Below are 18,476 nucleotides of genomic sequence, written 5' to 3' on the forward strand. Positions count from 1 at the left end.
CTCCTTATATTAAGTTTGTAGGGTTACTGTCTAAACCTATTTTTATATTTTTAAATCTATGTTTAAATAAAATATCATATACTGCGTCTTTTACACTGAAAGAAAACTCTTGTGTAAAATTCCCTTTAAATATTATCTGCCATCTATACTCTTTTTTAAGTTTAAAAATAGTGCATGGACAGGGTCCTAACATTTTAATTTTATCATATTTGTCAAGAAGATTGTCTAAACTATTTTTTAACTTTTCAATATAAGTTTCTCCCTGAGCTTTATCTTCTGAGCTAATATTTATTAAGAGCATTTTTGAAAATGGAGGATAATCTAAAGCTTTCCTTATTTTAATTTCCTCCTTGAAAAATTCTTTGTATTTATTATTAGAAGCTAATACTATGCTGTAATTATCAGGAGAGTAGGTCTGAATTATAACCTCACCTTCCTTTTCCCCTCTTCCAGCCCTTCCTGCTACCTGAGTTATAAGCTGAAAAGTTTTTTCAGCAGCTCTAAACTCAGGATAATTTAGAGAGAGGTCTGCTGCTAGAACCCCTACTAAAGTAACATTTTCAAAATCTAGTCCCTTTGCTATCATCTGAGTTCCAATTAAGATATCAGCCTTATTATTTTTAAAAGCATTATACATATCTTCATAGGAACTTTTCTTTCTTGTAGTATCAAAATCCATTCTAATAGTTTTGCTTTTAGGAAAATACTTTTTAACTTCCCTCTCAACTCTTTCTGTACCAACACCAAAATACTTTACATATTTACTTTTACACTTAGGACATGTGTTTACAGATTTTTGTTTATATCCACAATAGTGACAAACTAGGTCTCCATTAGTATGATAGGTTAAACTTATATCACAATTTTCACATTTAAATACATAACCACATTTCCTACATGAAACAAAGGGTGAAAAACCTCTTCTATTTAAGAACAAAATTACCTGTTCTCCCTTGTAGAGTCTATCTTCAATAGAGTTAAACAACTCCCTACTAAATATTGATTTATTATTTTCTTCTAATTCCTTTCTCATATCAATTATTTTAGATTTAGGAAGAGGTTTTTTTGATACTCTTTCATTTATTTCAATTATTTTAATTTTTTTTGTAAGTCCACTATAGTAAGTCTCTAAGCTAGGTGTGGCAGAACCTAAAACAACTTTACACCCTTTAAGTCTACCAATTAAAAAGGCTACTTCTCTAGCATTATATTTAGGATCTGTTTCTGATTTATAGCTTCCTTCTTGTTCCTCATCTATTATAATTATTCCCAAATCTTCAAAGGGTAAAAACAATGCCGACCTTGCTCCAACTGCCACATTAGTTTCTTTATTCTTAACTTTCATCCATTGTTCAAATCTTTCTCCATCAGAAAGTTTACTGTGAAACACTGCTACATTATGTCCAAACCTCCCTTTAAATCTTTCAATCATTTGAGGAGTTAGTGAAATTTCAGGAACTAAAACTATAGCCTGCTTATTTTCACTCAACATATGTTCTACTAAATTTAAATAAATCTCTGTTTTCCCACTTCCCGTAACTCCATGAATTAAAAAGTTCTTTTCCTCAGAATTAAGAACACTTTGTAAGGCATTCTTTTGTAATAAACTTAACTGCTTTTTTTTATATTCTTCATATGTTTTTTTACCCATTCTATCTACAATCTCTTCTTTTGTACCTATATATCCATGCTTTATTAGAGTGTTTAGAGAGGATTGTGAAAGCTTATACTTATTTGTTATATCACTTTTAATAAGACTTTCATCTTGAATTACTTTCATAATACTTATGTAAGGCTCTTTTTTATATTTCTCATCTAAATCCTTTATTTTATATAGTATTTCTCTTTTTTTGAAAGTAACCCCCTTACTTATTCCAGTAGGTAAAAATAATCTAATACATTCTATATAGGTACATAGATATTTAGAACGCATTATCTTTATTAGTTCTATATCCTCTTTAGTTAATACGGGATACTTCTCACATATTTTACTTATAGATTTTAACTTTATATCTTTTCCAATTAAATCATCTTTGTTATAAATCTCAATTACAAAAGCTTCTGATACTTTATTGCCATTTCCAAAAGGAACCTTAACCCTGTGGCCTATTTTAACTTCATTTTCTAGTTCACTTGGTATTTTATAGGTAAAAGCCTTATCTATAGCTGAACTTAAAGAATTAATAATTACACTAGCAAGTTTATTCAATAAATCACCTTTTTCACTATTATTCAATAAAGAAAAAAGCGCATTAGCGCTTTTTATTTATTAACTTTAGTTATGCAAAATAAAAATCTAAATTGGTAATACTACCAAAAAATAAATATGGCATACTTTCTCTTGCCGTGTTATATAAAAGTTACCACACAAATACAAACACGGGAGGTAAGAAGTATGCCAAGTACTAATATTGTATCCATTAATGATGAACTTTACAATTACTTAAATGATGTAAACTATGGAATGTCTAAGCCTCAATTTAATCATTTAACCACTATTGCCAATGGATTAATTAATTTACCTGGCACTAAAACTTTATCTGAAATTGCTAAAAATGTATTGTCTTCAAAAGACAAAAGTTGTATTTACAGGTTTTTAAGCCATTCTAAATGGGACGATAGTCTTTTAAACAACAATCGAATCAATTATTTAAACTTTTTCCTTGAACATAATATTAAACCTAAATCCGTAGGATTCTTGATTATAGATGATACTGTAAATTCCAAGGAATCTGCGAAGAAAATACAAGGACTATCTTATAATTACTCTCATACGGAAGGCAAAAATATTTGGTCACATTGTGTGGTTACTTCAAATTTTGTTGTAAATGACAAATCCATTCCTTTACAATATAAACCTTACTATAAAAAGGAATTTTGCGAAGATTTAAAGAAAAATTTTAAATCTAAGGTTGATATTGCAAAAGATTTTATAACTTCTTTTAAAACTCCATCTAAGTGTGAAAAAATATATTGTCTTATGGATTCATGGTATACAAATAACAAATTAATAGAAGCTTCTTTAGCAAAGGGCTACCACCTAATAGGAGCAATTAAATCTAACAGAAAAATATCTCCATTAGGAATTTCGCTACAATTATCAGAATTTGAAAAATTTATTAGTCCTAACACCTTAGACCTCGTTACAGTTGAAGGTAAGGACTATAGGGTATATACCTATGAAGGTAATATTGCTAAATTCCCTTATGCTAAAGTACTTATTTGCTATGAAGTTACCGATGATGGATTCAAGAATCCAGTATATTTGCTGTCTACCGACATTTTATTAAATGCAGAAACTATAATTAAATATTATTCACACAGATGGAGTATAGAAACTTCATATAAGTATTTAAAAAGCAATTTAGCCTTTGATAAATATAGAATGCGTAGCATTTTATCTATAGAACGATATTTTCTTATAGTATTCCTAATCTATAATTTTTTAGAATTATTTAGAGTTAGTTACAAATACAAAGATTTTAATACTATAGGTGAAACCCAGAAGTATCTAAACAGCCTCACGGCAAAAGCACTTGTATGCTTTATATACGAAAAATTAAAACAAAATACTAAACTAGAAGATATTTTATCAGAACTAAAAATTGCTTAAGAAGTTTTAAAAAATGCATAAATTTAAATTGGATAAGTGTTATTATTCAGTTTGGATAAAATATGCTAACAAGCATATTTTATCTACAATAGTTAATTTAGATTTTAAAATTGCCTAACTAAAGTTATTAAGTTAAATAATCTATTTGCAAGTTCGCTCTTACTCATCTTATTTAACTCATATTCCTCTCCACACTTTGATATTATAGTAGCCTTGTTAAAATCTGATGCAAACCCTGTTTCACTATTTTTTATATTGTTAGCCACAATATAATCTAAATTCTTTTTCTCAATTTTTCTCTTAGCATTTTCTATTAAGTTTTCACTTTCTGCAGCAAAGCCAACTAAAATTTGAGATTTTTTCTTTTGCCCTAAGTAAAGTAGTATATCTCTATCTTTAATAAGTTCGATATTTAAAGAAGAGCTTCCTTTTTTAATCTTTTCATAACTATATTCTTTAGGTTTATAATCTGCAACAGCCGCTGTTTTAATTACAATATCCATAAAATCATAATACTCCATTACAGCATTAAACATTTCTTCGTTTGTATTAACTCTTATAAACGTTACTCCTAATGGAGGTTCTATGTTAGTAGGGCCAGAAATCAAAATAACTTCTGCACCTCTATTTCTAGCTTCTTCTGCAATGGCATATCCCATCTTACCGGAAGAGCGATTAGTAAATATTCTAACTGGATCTATTTTCCCAATAGTAGGTCCAGCAGTAACTAAAACTTTTTTACCTACTAAATCCTTAATAGGGTACAACTTACTGCAAATACTATGTACAATCACATCAGTATTTGCAAGCTTTCCCATACCTTCATCACCACACGCAAGTCTTCCACTTTCAGGTTCAATAAACTCATAACCTAAGCTTTTTAGCTTTTTAATATTTTTCTGTACTATTACATTGCTATACATATTTGTATTCATAGCCGGTGCAAATAATACAGGGGCTTTTGTTGCCATAATAGTTGTGGATAACATATCATCAGCAATTCCATTTGACACCTTACCTATAATATTAGCTGTAGCAGGTACTATTGCCATTAAATCAGCTTTTTTAGCTAGAGATATATGCTGAATTTCAAAGGCTTTAGGTTCTTCAAACATATCATAGGTTACCATGTTTTGACTTAAGCTTTGAAAACTTAAAGGAGTTACAAATTCCCTTGCAGATTTAGTCATTATAACATGAATGTCCATATTTCTTTTTTTAAGTTTACTAACTACTTCCAATGCTTTATAAACAGCAATACCACCTGAAACTCCAAGCACTATGGTTTTTTCAGTTGCCATCTATTTTATACCTTCTTTCACCCTTTGAACTGTTATTGCCCCTTTATCTATTTCATTTATAGCTATGGTCAATGGTTTAATAGACTCTATTTCTATAAGTTTTTTGTCACCATCTATAATTTGTCTTGCTCTTTTTGATGTAGAAATTATTAAAGAATACCTATTATCTACATTTTTTAATAAATTAACTATTGCTGGATTTATCATTGAATCTGAATTATTCATTTATAAGACCTCCTATTTTATCACATAAATCTTTTTGTCTATCAACACGGCATTTTTCAGCTGTAATAATTGACTTAATCTCACTTACTGCATCCTCTATAATATCATTAATTACTACATAATTGTATCTAGATACGTAGTTTAGTTCTTGAAAAGCTGACTTAAACCTTAAGTTTAAGCTTTCTTCTGTCTCACTACCTCTTCCTATAATTCTATTTTTTAGCTCCTCCATAGAAGGTGGCATTATAAATATAAATACTCCTTCTGGACATATATCCTTAACTTTTAAAGCACCTTGAATATCTATCTCTAAAATTACATCAATGCCTTCATTTAGTTTATCTTCTATCTTATCCTTTGGAGTTCCATAATAATTACCATATACTTCAGCGTACTCTAAAAAATTTCCTTTGCTTAGTTTTTCTAAGAAGGTTTCTTTACCTAAAAAAAAGTAACTAGTTCCCTCAATCTCACCCTCTCTAGGAAGACGAGTAGTTGCTGATACAGATAGCCAATAACTTTTATCTTTTAAAAGTTCCCTACAAACAGTTCCTTTTCCTGCACCTGAAGGCCCTGATATTACTATTAATAACCCCTTTTTTATCATTTTATTCTTCCACCTCATCCACTGCTTCTTCATCTTTTACTGATAATCTATGAGCAACAGTTTCAGGTTGAACAGCAGATAATATAATATGATCGCTATCTGTTATAATAACAGCTCGAGTTCTTCTTCCATAAGTGGCATCTATAAGCATACCCCTATCTCTTGCCTCTTGTATTATTCTTTTAATTGGTGCAGATTCTGGACTTACTATAGCTACCAACCTATTTGCTGACACTATATTACCAAAACCAATATTAATTAATTTAATATTCATAATAACCCTCCTAGAAAATTTTATTCTATATTTTGAACTTGTTCTCTTATTTTTTCAATTTCACTTTTTAATTCAAGAGTATAATTTAGAATTTCCAAGTCATTGGCCTTTGAAGCTATAGTGTTAGCTTCCCTATTCATCTCTTGAACAATGAAATCTAATTTTCTTCCTATAGGTTCTTCTAACTTAAGTGTTGATTTTATTTGTTCTATATGACTATTTAATCTTGTTATCTCTTCATCTATACTAGCCTTATCAGCAAAAACTGCAATTTCCATAGCAACTCTGCTTTCATCATAATTCTGTTTATCATCTAATAAATCCTTTAATCTTGAAGATAATTTTTCTTTATATTCTTTTACTACAAAAGGTGTTCTTTTATTTATCTTAGCAATTAAGGATTTTATATTGTCTAATTTTAAGATTAAATCTTCTTGTAGTTTTTCACCTTCACTATTACGCATTAATAAAAGTTTATCTAGAGCTTCTCTAAGTGCAGATTCTATACTAACCCATACTTCATCCAAGCTCTCTTCTTTTTGTTCAAGACTTATAACTTCAGGAAATCTTGAAAGTGAACTTACAGTTATATCTTCTCTTAAATTTAACTCTTCATTAATAGATTTTAGACATTTTAGATAACTTTTTGCTAAATTCATATTTAGTATAGCCTCTGTGGACTGTTTATTGTAATCTTTTTGTGTTATATATACATCAACTTTTCCTCTTTTAATATGTTGATTAATTAAGTTTCTAGCCTTGTCTTCAAGAGATAAGAAAATCCTAGGAAACTTTATAGAAGTTTCTTGAAACCTATGATTTACACTTTTCATTTCTATTATAAAGGTCTTATCCCCTTCACTACAAGTTCCTCTTCCAAAACCAGTCATACTTTTTACCATGCTAATTATCCACCTTCCAATTGCACTCTATTACTCATAATTTCAATTATAATATTAATTATACATACATGCTATTAATTATACCTAATAAAAAGCCTATATTTCAAGTTTTAATCTTATCATAATATTTAAAACATATTTTACTAAAAAAATCAACCTTTAAAATATATAAAATTCAAAAATAATAAAGATTAAAGACACTTCCATGTATTATGGTAAGTGTCTTTAATCATAGTATATGTAATATTCACCATTATTTAAAGAACTTTGATAAAATTGATGGTGCTATTATATTTAAAATAAAAACTATTGAAAGTATATATACTATAGAAGAAACGTTTTTTCTTTCCTGCCCTTTTGTCCTTCTCATTATATTATATATCCCATTTATTATTCCATAAGATAAAATTCCTAAAGTTAATCCATCCCCAATACTATAAGTAAGAGGCATTAAAGCAATAGTTAAAAAGGCTGGAACTCCTTCTGTAAGATCATTAAAGTCTATATTAACTACATTTTGCATCATAAATATCCCTACAATTATAAGTGCTGGTGCTGTAGCACATGAAGGTATACTTATAAATAAAGGTGAAAAGAACATAGCAACTAAAAATAATGCTCCCGTAACAACAGATGCAAGTCCTGTTCTAGCCCCTTGTGCGACTCCTGCTGAGCTTTCAACAAAAGTGGTTACAGTAGAAGTCCCTAATACAGCTCCAACTGTAGTACCAACAGCATCTACTAAAAGTGCCTTGCCCGCGTTCTTAACTTTACCTTCGTTATCTACCATATCTACTTTAGAGGCAACTCCTACTAAGGTTCCTAAAGTATCAAAGAAATCTACAAATAAAAATGAAAATACTACTACTATAAATTTCCCTATTTTATCTGCATCTAATATATGTTGAATTTGCAGTTTAAATGCAATTGGCTTCATACTTGCAAATTTAAAAATTCCATTTGGAGCAAATATCATGTGAGATGCTGCAGACTCTGGTGATATAAAAGCATATCCCCATGCAATTAAAGTACTAGCTAATATTCCTAGTAATATTCCGCCCCTTATCTTTTTAATCTCACAAATTATAATTACTAATATCCCAATAACAGCTATAATTACTGTTGGTGAAGTTAAATCTCCCTTTGAAACCTTTGTTGCTTCGTTAGAAACTACAATTCCAGCATTTACAAAGCCTATAAATGCTATAAAAAGACCTATACCCGCAGTTACCGCTAGCTTAAGATTTTTAGGAATACAATTTGCAACAGCTTCCCTAGCTCTAGTTAAAGAAAGCAATATAAAAATTAATCCTTCTATGAATATAGCAGTTAATGCCATCTCCCATGGTATATTCATACCCTTTGGATTACATACTGTAAAAGCAAAATATGCATTAAGCCCCATACCTGAAGCTAGAGCAAATGGTAAATTCGCATAAAGTCCCATAAATATTGTGGCAAAAGCTGCTGTTATACATGTTACTGTAACCAATGCCCCTTTATCCATACCAGTAACGCTAAGTATGTCAGGATTAACTACGATTATGTACGCCATGGTTAAAAATGTAGTTATACCTCCAATAACTTCTTTTTTTACATCTGAGCCATTTTCTTTGAGTTTGAAAAAATTCTCCATTACTTTCCCCCCGTTTTTTAAAAAATAAAAAACCTTAAGATGAGTTATCCTAAGGTTTTTAGTAATGTAATCATTTCACGAAACTTTTAGTGAAAATTTTACAAACATAGCTAAAGATAAGCTCATAGTCGAATATTTATGGTATTCGGTAGAAACTACTGATCCGTATTATCAGTATTATATAAGCATCTATATGCAATTATTTATATGACTATATTATCAAAGTAGAATCATATTGTCAATAGATTTACGAACATTTTATTTGTTTTTTAAATTATAATTCGTAATTTTTATTTAAATCCCATATAATCAACTTTTTTTATTTATATAAATCTTGTTCGAATATTTCTCTTATTTCTTCTTTATTTTCAGTTTTACCTAAAGCTAGCATTAACTTTATCCTAGCTTTTTGTCCTGGAAGCCTGTCCCCAAAAATAACACCAGACTCTCTTAATCCTTTACCTCCACCTAAGTATCCATAACTATCTAAAACCCTTCCTTTAAAGCATCTAGAAACAAGCACTACTACAACCCCACTTTTAATTGCCCTATCTACAGCTTCAGCCATTTTAGGAGGTATATTTCCTCTTCCCATAGCTTCTATTACAATTCCTTTAGCCCCTTCTTTTACACAAAAATCTATTAATTTGCCATCCATACCTGCTGCTGATTTTATAAGATCCACCTTTGGATCAATTTTATCAGTTAATATTTTTTGCTTATTTAAGTTATCCCTATAAAATATAGCTTCATTATTATCTACCACACCTATAGGTCCAAACTCAGGACTTTTAAAAGTATTTAAATGCATTGAATGCTCTTTAGTTACTTCACTTGCACAATTGAGTTCATCATTTAAACAAACTAAAACTCCTCTCCCCTTAGCTTTAGGCGACATGGCTGTACAAATAGATGCTGAAAGATTTGCAGGTCCATCATACCCAAGTTCAGAACTATTTCTCATGGAACCTGTAACTATAACAGGTTTTTGTGAATCTATAATTAAATCTAAGAAATATGCGGTTTCCTCTAAAGTATCAGTACCATGAGTTGTAACAACTCCTATTATATCTTCTCTATCTAATAACTTTTTTATGTATATTGAAAGGTCCATCATAAGTTCTGGAGTTACATGAGGACTTGGCAAACTTGAAAAAGTATATGTTTCTATTTCTGTATATTCTTCTATTCCAGTTACCATGGACATAATCTCCTCCCCACTTAAAGTAGGAATAGCAGCCTTAAGTTTTGGATCAACCTTCATTGTTATTGTGCCACCATTAAATACAACAGCTACCTTCTTCATAATAACAACCTCCTAAAATTTTTATATACTTATTTACCAAGTATATTTCCATACATATTATATATCTTTATTTTAATTCTGTCAGTTTAATTGCATAAAAAAAGCTAGAAAATTTAAAAATTATCTAGCCTCTTTTTATTAAGAAAAACCCTCTTTATCCTTTAAATAGGTAAATATGATTTTCTCTACTTCATCACCACAATTATCATCATATTCTAAAATTTTTATTTCACCATCTAAATCCTTAAGTTCCACTTTTAATATTTCTTCTCCAGTATTCTTTTGAACATCCCTTGCAACATTTAAAAGCTTATACCCTTTTTCAGCATACTTCTCTATCCTACTATCCATCTCTTCCTCCTAAGTTAATCATTTTCCTTTTGATATTTTTTAGTTTGTATTTTGCTTATATGCCCTTCATCCAAACCAGTCTCGCTCATTATCTCTAAACTGCCTATTCCTCTATTCATCATATCTTTAGCCTTCTCTACTGCTTTTTCATATTCACCTTTTTTAAATTTTTTAATCATATTACCCTCCATATTAGATTATCCTTTTTATTTTGTACTATTCATACTTATATTTTCCCTATATCTAAGTTTTTATGCTTTTATATTTTCTAATATAAGCACAAAAATAGGCAACTTGATTTCTCAAATTGCCTAAATTCATTAAAGATATCTATAATATTATACAGATAAGTCCTCCGTTACCTTCATTTATAATTTTTTCTAGAGTCTTTTGAATTTTTACTTGAACATCCTCTGGCATTTTATATAATTTCTTCTGAAGACCTTCTTTAACCAAAACTTCAAGAGACTTTCCGAACATATTACTTTGCCATATCTCAGAAGGATCATTTTCAAATTGCTCTAAGATAGATTTAACCAACTCTTCGCTTTGCTTCTCTGTTCCCATAATTGGAGAAACCTCTGTTTGAATATCAGCCTTAATTAAGTGAAGGGAAGGTGCACTGGCTTTTAACTTCACTCCATATCTTGTACCTTGCTTTACTATCTCAGGCTCTTCTAGTCTCATTTCAGAAAGCTGAGGTGCCACTAAGCCATACCCTGTTTCTTTAACTTCTCTTAGGGCATCTTTAATTTTATCATATTCCTTTTTTGCCTTATGGAAATCCTCCATTATATTTAAAAGCTCACTTTCTCCTCTTATATCACACTCACTAACTTCACTTAAAACTTTATAAAAAAGCCCTGACTTAGGATTAAGTTCGATACTAGCCGTACCATCTCCCATATTTATTTCATTTAACCTAGACCCTTGAAGGAAGTCAACTGTTTCAACACTTCTAAAGGATTGTCTAACATCCCTTAACTTAAATATATTTTTGCATAGGTCCTTTACTACATTTAAAAAATCAATTTTTAACCAATGACCTGGATTAAGTTTTTCTATCCATTCTGGCATATCAATTTTTATTTCTTTTACTGGGAATTCTTTTAATATATTTTCAAATATATTTTTAATATGTTCTTCTGTCATATTTAGAGCGTCAATTACTTGAACTGGTACATCATATTTTTCTTCCATGGACTTCTTTAACTCTAAGGTCTCTTCGCCCTGTGGATTTTTACTATTTAATACTACTATAAAAGGTTTATTAATAATCTTTAGCTCATTTATAACTCTCTCTTCTGCTTCCATATAATCATCACGATTTATTCCTGTTACACTACCATCAGTAGTAACTACTATGCCTATAGTAGAATGTTCATTTATTACTTTTTTAGTCCCGATTTCTGCTGCTTCTTCAAAGGGAATCTCATAATCATACCATGGCGTTGTAACCATCTTATCCCCTTGACCTTCTTTATAGCCTAAGGCACCTTTTACAATATATCCTACACAGTCAACCATTCTTATTTTAAACTTTGTACTTTCATCAAAGGATATTTCTACTGCTTCATTAGGCACAAACTTGGGCTCTGTTGTATGAATACTTTTTCCAGATGCACTTTGTGGAAGTTCATCTTTTGCTCTTTCCTTCTTATGAGGATTTTCTATGTTGGGAATTACCATAAGATCCATAAATCTTTTAATAAAAGTGGATTTACCTGTTCTAACAGGCCCTACTACACCAACATATATATCTCCCTGGGTTCTTTCTGCAATATCCTTATATATATCAAAATTTTCCAATATATATACCCTCCTATATACGTTTTAACATTATATATATATTTAGGTACACATACATTTATAACTACTTTTTACTAAAAATCAATTATTTCATCTTTTTTATCTCTAGTCATAAGTTCTAGAATAACATCTTTTACATCTTTACTCCTATACAAAACATCATATAGGGCTTCTGTAATAGGCATAGCCACTCCTATTCTTTCTTTTAACTCATATATAGCCTTACAAGCCTTTACACCTTCAACCACCATATTAACTTCTGTACAAGCTTCTTCCATAGAATATCCCTTACCTATTAAAATTCCAGCACGTCTATTTCTACTATGCATACTTGTACAAGTTACAATTAAGTCTCCCATTCCAGTTAATCCGTAAAAGGTCTTAGGATTTCCACCTAATTTTACTCCTATTCTAATAATCTCACTCATACCTCTTGTCATAAGTGCTGCTTTAGCATTATCACCATAACCTGCACCATCTAATATTCCTGCTGCAAGAGCTATGATATTTTTTACAGCTCCCCCCAGTTCCACTCCTATAATATCATTATTAGTATATATTCTTAGCTTTTCATCCATAAAAATATCTTGAACCTTTTCTGCAACCCTATTATCCTTAGAGGATGCAACTATAGCTGTAGGAATACCAATACTAACTTCTTCTGCATGACTTGGTCCTGATAAAATAACCACAGGATTATCAGGCATTTCTTCCTCGATTATTTCTGACATTGTTTTTAAAGTCCCCTGTTCTAAACCTTTTGCAATACTTATTATTATAGTATTTTTATTCACTAATTTAGATATTTTACTGCAATACTGACGAATAACATGAGATGGTAGAGATAAAACCACATAGTCTGCATTCTTTACGGCTATTTCTATGTCATTTTCTCCCTTTATTCTATCTGATAAGTCAATATCTTTTAAATATTTAGAATTCTTATGATTTAAATTTATATCATCAATAACCTCTTTACTTCTATCCCATATAGTAATATTTATATTTTCTTTTCTTGCTAATGCAATAGAAAGGGCAGTTCCAAAACTGCCCCCTCCAATAAAAGTTACCTTAGTCATTCTTTTCATTCCTTTCTCTGAAAATAAACTTAATACCAGTTCCTTTAAAGTCAAATCCATTTCTTAACTGATTTTCTAAGTATCTTCTATAAGAGAAATGTACAAGTTGTGGGTTATTTACAAAGAATACAAAAGTAGGAGGTTTTATACCTATTTGAGTTACATAGTATATTTTAAGTCTCCTACCAGTTACTACTGGCGGTTCTTGCATCATAACTGCTTTACTAATTATATCGTTAAGTAGGCCTGTTTGAACTCTAAAGCAATAACTATCATAGCATTTTTTAACTGCTTTTAATACTCTATTAACTCTTTGGCCAGTTTTTGCAGATATAAATAAATATTCTGCATAAGACATAAAGTTAAGTCCTTGTTGTAATTGTTTAGTATACACATCTAAAGTTTTGTTATCTTTTTCTATTAAATCCCATTTATTCACTATAATTAAAATAGCTTTATTTTGTTCATGAGCAAAACCTATTATCTTTTCATCTTGATCTGTTAATCCCTCTTCTGCATCAATAACAAGTATACAAACATCAGCTTTTTCAATAGATGTAAGACTCCTAATTACACTATATCTTTCAATTTCCTCTTTTACCTTACTTTTTCTTCTAACTCCTGCTGTATCTATTAAAATAAACTTTCCTTCTTCTGTTTCTATATAACTATCTATAGCGTCACGAGTGGTTCCTGGAATGTTACTAACTATATTTCTATCTTCTCCAAGTATTTTATTTATAAGAGAGGACTTCCCTACATTAGGCTTTCCTACTACTGCTACTTTAACAACATCTTCTTCCTCATCTTCTAAAGCTTCTATATCTTTAAAGTGTTTAACCACTTCATCTAGCATATCTCCAAGACCTAAAGCTTGATTTGCAGATATACTTATTGGATTTTCAAGTCCTAAATTATAGAACTCATATAAGTTACTTTCTTGCTCTAATCTATCTATCTTATTTACTACTAAAACTATAGGTTTATTACTTTTTCTAAGCATTTGAGCTACTTCATTGTCTGAGTCTGTCATACCTTGTTTTCCATCTACCACAAACATAATTACATCTGCAGTTTCTATAGCTATTTGTGCCTGTCTTCTCATCTGTGAAAAGATAATATCTTCTGATTCAGGTTCAATACCTCCTGTATCAATTATAGTAAATTTATGGTTTAACCATTCAGATTGTGCATATATTCTATCTCTTGTAACACCAGGTGTATCTTCTACAATAGCTATTCTCTCTCCTGCTAATTTATTAAATAAGGTAGATTTGCCCACATTAGGCCTTCCTACAATTGCTACTATGGGTTTTGCCATATTTATTCCTCCTTGCTAAAATTATTTAATTTGTTAATTAAATCTTCACCAGTATAATCACATAAAATAACTTTTCTTCCTAGCTCTATTTCTAAATCTTCAATGGTATAATCATCTAACAGTATCTGTTTATTATCTTCAGCTAATTCATACCCTTTTCTCACCATATTACTAGAAAGTATTATATATTCTCCTAACTCTTTATGTTGTAGATTTTTAATTATATCTGTACCTGTAATTAAGCCTGCTACAGTTATTGTTTCGCCAAAAAAATCATTTTTAATTTTCTCCACTGTAATTTTTATATTAGGATTTCTTTTCATAATCTTTTCTGCTGCTTTTTTTATCTCATTATAGGCAGAAACACCTGTTACCATAGTAAAGCTTCCCTTTTTATTACATTGAAGATCTGTTAATGTACTTTCAATATTAGTCCTAAAAATTCTGATCATACCTATCCCATCTTCCAGTTGACCAAAGTCCCCATAAAAATCATCCGCAGGTATTTCCTCTTCTGCTAAAACATAGAACTCATCAGATAACCTTATAAAAGGTTCCCCAATTTTTTTCATATACTTTTCTTGAAGAAACTTTAAATTTTCTATTTCTTTCTTGGCCTCTTCTCTAGCATAGGTATCAAGCTTATAAAGTCCTTCTCTAAACTTAGTTACACCTACTGGAACTGCAGCTACATTTTTAACTTGGGGGTACAATTTAAATAAATCTTCTACAGTTTTAACTAATTCTTCTTCATTATTAATACCTGGACAAAGAACTATCTGGCAATTCATTATTATACCAGCTTCTGAGAATCGTTTCATATAATCATATATTTTTCCTGCAAACCTATTATTAAGCATTTTAACCCTAAGTTCAGGATTAGTGGTATGTACTGAAATATTTATAGGACTAATTTTATAATCTATAACCCTTTGAATTTCTTCTTCTTTCATATTGGTTAAAGTAACAAAATTCCCTTGAAGAAAAGCTAATCTAGAGTCATCATCTTTAAAATATAAAGTTTTCCTCATGCCTTTAGGCATTTGATCTATAAAACAAAATATGCATTTATTAGTGCAACTTCTAGCACTATCCATAATACTTTGTTTAAATTGCAATCCCAGATCCTCATCATAATCTTTTTCTATTTCTACTTCCCATATTTCCCCGAAGGATTTTTCTATACTTAGTATTAAAAACTCATCAGTTATTAAAAACTTATAATCAATTATATCTTTTACCTCTTTGGCATTTATAGAAAGCAGATAATCTCCTACTTCAATTCCTACCTCTTCTGCTATGCTATTAGGTTCTATATGACTTATATAATTTTTCATATATCCCTCTCCTTGGTTATAATTATACATCAAATTATAATACAGTAATTCTTAAATTAAGTCAATCTGAAATTATACTAGGATAAGCTAATAAAAATTTATTTTTTATTAATGATTTAATATATAGTAAATATCTCCTTAAATATATACAAAAACATATAACAAGTAAAACTATAAAAAACCTTCTTTATTATATTAAAAGAAGGTTTTTATTCTATACCTACCAACTCTAATAGTAAGCTGTGAAAAAGCAGTAGAGGTGGCTAAGTCTCTAGATAAGTAATACTAAGCTCATAGCTCCCTTTGAACTTAGAAATCTATTTATTATTTTTGTCCTATACAATAATTTTGTATGATTTTTTTTCCTTCATCGCTTTTAATATAATTAATAAATTCTTCTATACTTTTCTCTTCTTCTTTCTTATAGGTGATTTTAATTTCATATACTAAAGGGTATACTCCCGCTTCAATGCTATTCTTTGAAAAATTAACACCATTTAATTTTAAAACTTTACAATGTGTTTTTATGTTCTGCATATTAGAATATCCTATAGTGTTTTTATCACTTATCTTTTGTAATGCTTCTTCTAAGGAATTAACTATTGTGCATTCTTCACCATAATTTAGATTTGAAGGAATTCTCATAACCTTTTCATCAAACTTATGTCTTAAAAAATTATTTTCTTGTAAAGTAATAAAATTAATTTTATCTTCTGTCTTATTTTTAACATCAATATTTTCCATTTCTTTTAAACTTTTAATTTTCCCACTATAAATATCTCTTAATTTTTCTATGTTTATATTATCCATAGGAAATTCTTCACTTGATATAATAGCTATTCCGTCCTTTGCTATAGTTTCGCTTTTATAATTTTCTTTTTCTATATCATAACCTATAAAAATTCTAATTTCCTCACTCTCAGTACTTTTGCTACTTGACTTGCCGTCTTCTTTACCCTTATTAGTTTCTTTTATTAATTTTTCTACTTCTGCTTTTGATACTGTTTTAAAGTTTATTTTTTTATTAACATTTAAATTAAAATCCTTTGATATATCTGCAATCATAGGCTTTAAGGATTCATCTGTATATAAAGTTATTTTTGAACTTTCACTACTCTGATTTGTATTATTCTCTTCCTTCTTGCTACTACAAGAAGAGACGAATATAGATATAAAAATTAAAAAGAAAACTAAAATTTTTTTCATAAACATGCTCCTGTTCTTTAGTCTTTTTTTTAGTTTTCTCCTTATTTTAAATTTTATTCGTTCAAATCTACTTGTTTACCTGTAACTAAGTAAATAGTCCATTCACAAATGTTAGTTGTATGATCTGCTATTCTCTCTAAAAACTTACAAACAAACAAAAATTGTGTAGCTTGATTAGTATGCTCGGAATTATTCTTCATTATTTCAATCATCTCATTAAAAACTATTTTATATAATTCGTCAACTTTATCATCTCGTCTGCACACTTCATAAGCCTTATCTATGCTTCCTTCTACATATGCATCCAAGGAATCTTTTATCATGCTTTTTACTATTTCACTCATCTTAGGAATATATACAAGCTCACGTACATATTCATCTTTACTTAATTTTTTTGTTATCTTAGCAATATCAACAGCATGATCTGCTATCCTTTCAAGGTCTGTTACTATTTTCGTAGTTGTAAATATAGTTCTAAGATCACTTGCTAATGGTTGTTGCATTGCAATAAGTTTAATTGCCATATCTTCAATTTCTTTTTCAGTATTGTCTATTATATCATCATTTTTAATTACTTTTTCGGCTAACTCTAAATCCCTATTCTCTAGAGCTTTAATAGAATCAAAAATTTGTTTTTCTACTATGCTACCCATTCTTAATAAATCATTATGCATATCACGTAAACTGGATTCAAAACCTGATCTAACCATTATTACACCAACTTTCTAATTATAATTTTAAACATATTTTAGCCAAATCTTCCAGTTATATAATCTTCTGTTCTCTTATCTTTAGGATTATAAAATATGTCTTCTGTACGTCCACATTCAATTAAATCTCCGCTTAAGAAAAAAGCTGTTTTATCTGAAATTCTACCTGCCTGTTGCATATTATGAGTTACTATTATAACTGTGTAATTTTTTTTAAGCTCCCCCATAAGTTCTTCTACTTTTGAAGTTGAAATAGGGTCTAAAGCAGAAGTTGGTTCATCCATAAGTATAACTTCTGGACTTACAGCTAAGGTTCTGGCAATACATATCCTCTGTTGTTGCCCTCCTGATAAGCCTAGTGCATTTTTATGGAGTCTATCCTTAACTTCATTCCATATAGCAGCCCCAGTTAAACTTTCTTCAACAATTTTATCTAACTTATGCTTTTCTTTTATACCATGAATTCTAGGACCATAAGCTATATTATCATATATAGACATTGAGAACGGATTGGGTCTTTGAAAAACCATACCAATTCTTTTTCTTAAATTTATAATATCATATTCCTCTGAATATATATTATTTCCTTCGAAGTTTATTTCTCCTGTAATTTTAACTCCTTCAATCAAATCATTCATTCTATTTATAGTTCTTAAAAAAGTAGATTTACCACAGCCAGATGGTCCAATTAAGGCCGTAACTTCATTTTTTTCAACTTTTATATTAACATTATTTAATGCTTTATTACTTCCATAGTAAAGATTTAAATCCTTTACATCTATTATATTCATTTAGTTTT

The 18,476-nt window shown here is 29.5% G+C and carries 18 protein-coding genes and 1 riboswitch; of the genes, 1 reads left to right on the forward strand and 17 read right to left on the reverse strand.

The window, feature by feature from the left end; all coding sequences use genetic code 11:
- Nucleotides 1-4: 4 nt before the first annotated feature.
- On the reverse strand, nucleotides 5-2,209 hold the full coding sequence (gene priA, locus FNZ64_RS08945; protein WP_142414622.1) for a primosomal protein N': 2,205 nt from the start codon (nucleotides 2,207-2,209) through the stop codon (nucleotides 5-7).
- Between the two features lie 186 nt (nucleotides 2,210-2,395).
- Here priA and FNZ64_RS08950 point away from each other — a divergent pair, with 186 nt between their 5' ends.
- Nucleotides 2,396-3,613, forward strand: coding sequence for an IS701 family transposase (locus FNZ64_RS08950; RefSeq protein WP_185903624.1), 1,218 nt, complete (start codon nucleotides 2,396-2,398; stop codon nucleotides 3,611-3,613).
- A 104-nt stretch (nucleotides 3,614-3,717) separates the two neighbouring features.
- Here FNZ64_RS08950 and coaBC read toward each other — a convergent pair whose 3' ends face one another.
- The 16 genes from coaBC to pstB form a co-directional block, all read right to left on the reverse strand.
- On the reverse strand, nucleotides 3,718-4,914 hold the full coding sequence (gene coaBC, locus FNZ64_RS08955) for a bifunctional phosphopantothenoylcysteine decarboxylase/phosphopantothenate--cysteine ligase CoaBC (RefSeq protein WP_142414464.1): 1,197 nt from the start codon (nucleotides 4,912-4,914) through the stop codon (nucleotides 3,718-3,720).
- Nucleotides 4,915-5,139, reverse strand: coding sequence for a DNA-directed RNA polymerase subunit omega (rpoZ, locus tag FNZ64_RS08960; protein WP_142414465.1), 225 nt, complete (start codon nucleotides 5,137-5,139; stop codon nucleotides 4,915-4,917).
- Nucleotides 5,132-5,746: a guanylate kinase gene (gene gmk / locus FNZ64_RS08965; RefSeq protein WP_142414466.1), complete on the reverse strand. Its 615-nt coding sequence runs from the start codon at nucleotides 5,744-5,746 to the stop codon at nucleotides 5,132-5,134. The genes rpoZ and gmk overlap by 8 nt, the downstream gene beginning before the upstream one ends.
- Nucleotide 5,747: 1 nt before the next feature.
- Nucleotides 5,748-6,020: an extracellular matrix/biofilm regulator RemA gene (remA, locus tag FNZ64_RS08970; RefSeq protein WP_142414467.1), complete on the reverse strand. Its 273-nt coding sequence runs from the start codon at nucleotides 6,018-6,020 to the stop codon at nucleotides 5,748-5,750.
- Nucleotides 6,021-6,040: 20 nt separating this feature from the next.
- Nucleotides 6,041-6,922: a YicC/YloC family endoribonuclease gene (locus FNZ64_RS08975; RefSeq protein WP_142414468.1), complete on the reverse strand. Its 882-nt coding sequence runs from the start codon at nucleotides 6,920-6,922 to the stop codon at nucleotides 6,041-6,043.
- 253 nt (nucleotides 6,923-7,175) lie between these two features.
- A complete protein-coding gene (locus FNZ64_RS08980; RefSeq protein WP_142414469.1) occupies nucleotides 7,176-8,558 on the reverse strand; it encodes an NCS2 family permease in 1,383 nt (460 codons plus the stop codon).
- 105 nt (nucleotides 8,559-8,663) lie between these two features.
- Nucleotides 8,664-8,763, reverse strand: a riboswitch (purine riboswitch).
- A 114-nt stretch (nucleotides 8,764-8,877) separates the two neighbouring features.
- Nucleotides 8,878-9,864, reverse strand: coding sequence for an asparaginase (locus tag FNZ64_RS08985; protein WP_142414470.1), 987 nt, complete (start codon nucleotides 9,862-9,864; stop codon nucleotides 8,878-8,880).
- A gap of 138 nt (nucleotides 9,865-10,002) precedes the next feature.
- The gene (locus tag FNZ64_RS08990) at nucleotides 10,003-10,215 is read right to left on the reverse strand and encodes a hypothetical protein (RefSeq protein ID WP_142414471.1); all 213 of its coding nucleotides are present in this window, start codon (nucleotides 10,213-10,215) and stop codon (nucleotides 10,003-10,005) included.
- A gap of 14 nt (nucleotides 10,216-10,229) precedes the next feature.
- Complete coding sequence (locus FNZ64_RS14700; RefSeq protein WP_185903735.1) at nucleotides 10,230-10,394, reverse strand: hypothetical protein; 165 nt, start codon at nucleotides 10,392-10,394, stop codon at nucleotides 10,230-10,232.
- Between the two features lie 151 nt (nucleotides 10,395-10,545).
- A complete protein-coding gene (gene spoIVA, locus FNZ64_RS08995; RefSeq protein WP_142414472.1) occupies nucleotides 10,546-12,024 on the reverse strand; it encodes a stage IV sporulation protein A in 1,479 nt (492 codons plus the stop codon).
- 74 nt (nucleotides 12,025-12,098) lie between these two features.
- Entirely contained in the window at nucleotides 12,099-13,103 is a 1,005-nt protein-coding gene (locus FNZ64_RS09000) for an NAD(P)H-dependent glycerol-3-phosphate dehydrogenase (RefSeq protein WP_142414623.1), read from the reverse strand.
- Nucleotides 13,096-14,424 (reverse strand): ribosome biogenesis GTPase Der, encoded by a 1,329-nt coding sequence (gene der / locus FNZ64_RS09005; RefSeq protein ID WP_142414473.1) that lies wholly within the window; start codon nucleotides 14,422-14,424, stop codon nucleotides 13,096-13,098. The genes FNZ64_RS09000 and der overlap by 8 nt, the downstream gene beginning before the upstream one ends.
- A gap of 2 nt (nucleotides 14,425-14,426) precedes the next feature.
- The gene (locus FNZ64_RS09010; RefSeq protein ID WP_142414474.1) at nucleotides 14,427-15,761 is read right to left on the reverse strand and encodes a DUF512 domain-containing protein; all 1,335 of its coding nucleotides are present in this window, start codon (nucleotides 15,759-15,761) and stop codon (nucleotides 14,427-14,429) included.
- Between the two features lie 324 nt (nucleotides 15,762-16,085).
- Entirely contained in the window at nucleotides 16,086-16,967 is an 882-nt protein-coding gene (locus FNZ64_RS09015) for a substrate-binding domain-containing protein (RefSeq protein WP_142414475.1), read from the reverse strand.
- 53 nt (nucleotides 16,968-17,020) lie between these two features.
- Nucleotides 17,021-17,677: a phosphate signaling complex protein PhoU gene (gene phoU, locus FNZ64_RS09020; RefSeq protein WP_142414476.1), complete on the reverse strand. Its 657-nt coding sequence runs from the start codon at nucleotides 17,675-17,677 to the stop codon at nucleotides 17,021-17,023.
- Nucleotides 17,678-17,715: 38 nt separating this feature from the next.
- Entirely contained in the window at nucleotides 17,716-18,468 is a 753-nt protein-coding gene (pstB, locus tag FNZ64_RS09025; RefSeq protein ID WP_142414477.1) for a phosphate ABC transporter ATP-binding protein PstB, read from the reverse strand.
- Nucleotides 18,469-18,476: the final 8 nt, after the last annotated feature.

This window comes from Hathewaya massiliensis, from assembly GCF_902143515.1.
Lineage (GTDB): Bacteria > Bacillota > Clostridia > Clostridiales > Clostridiaceae > Hathewaya > Hathewaya massiliensis.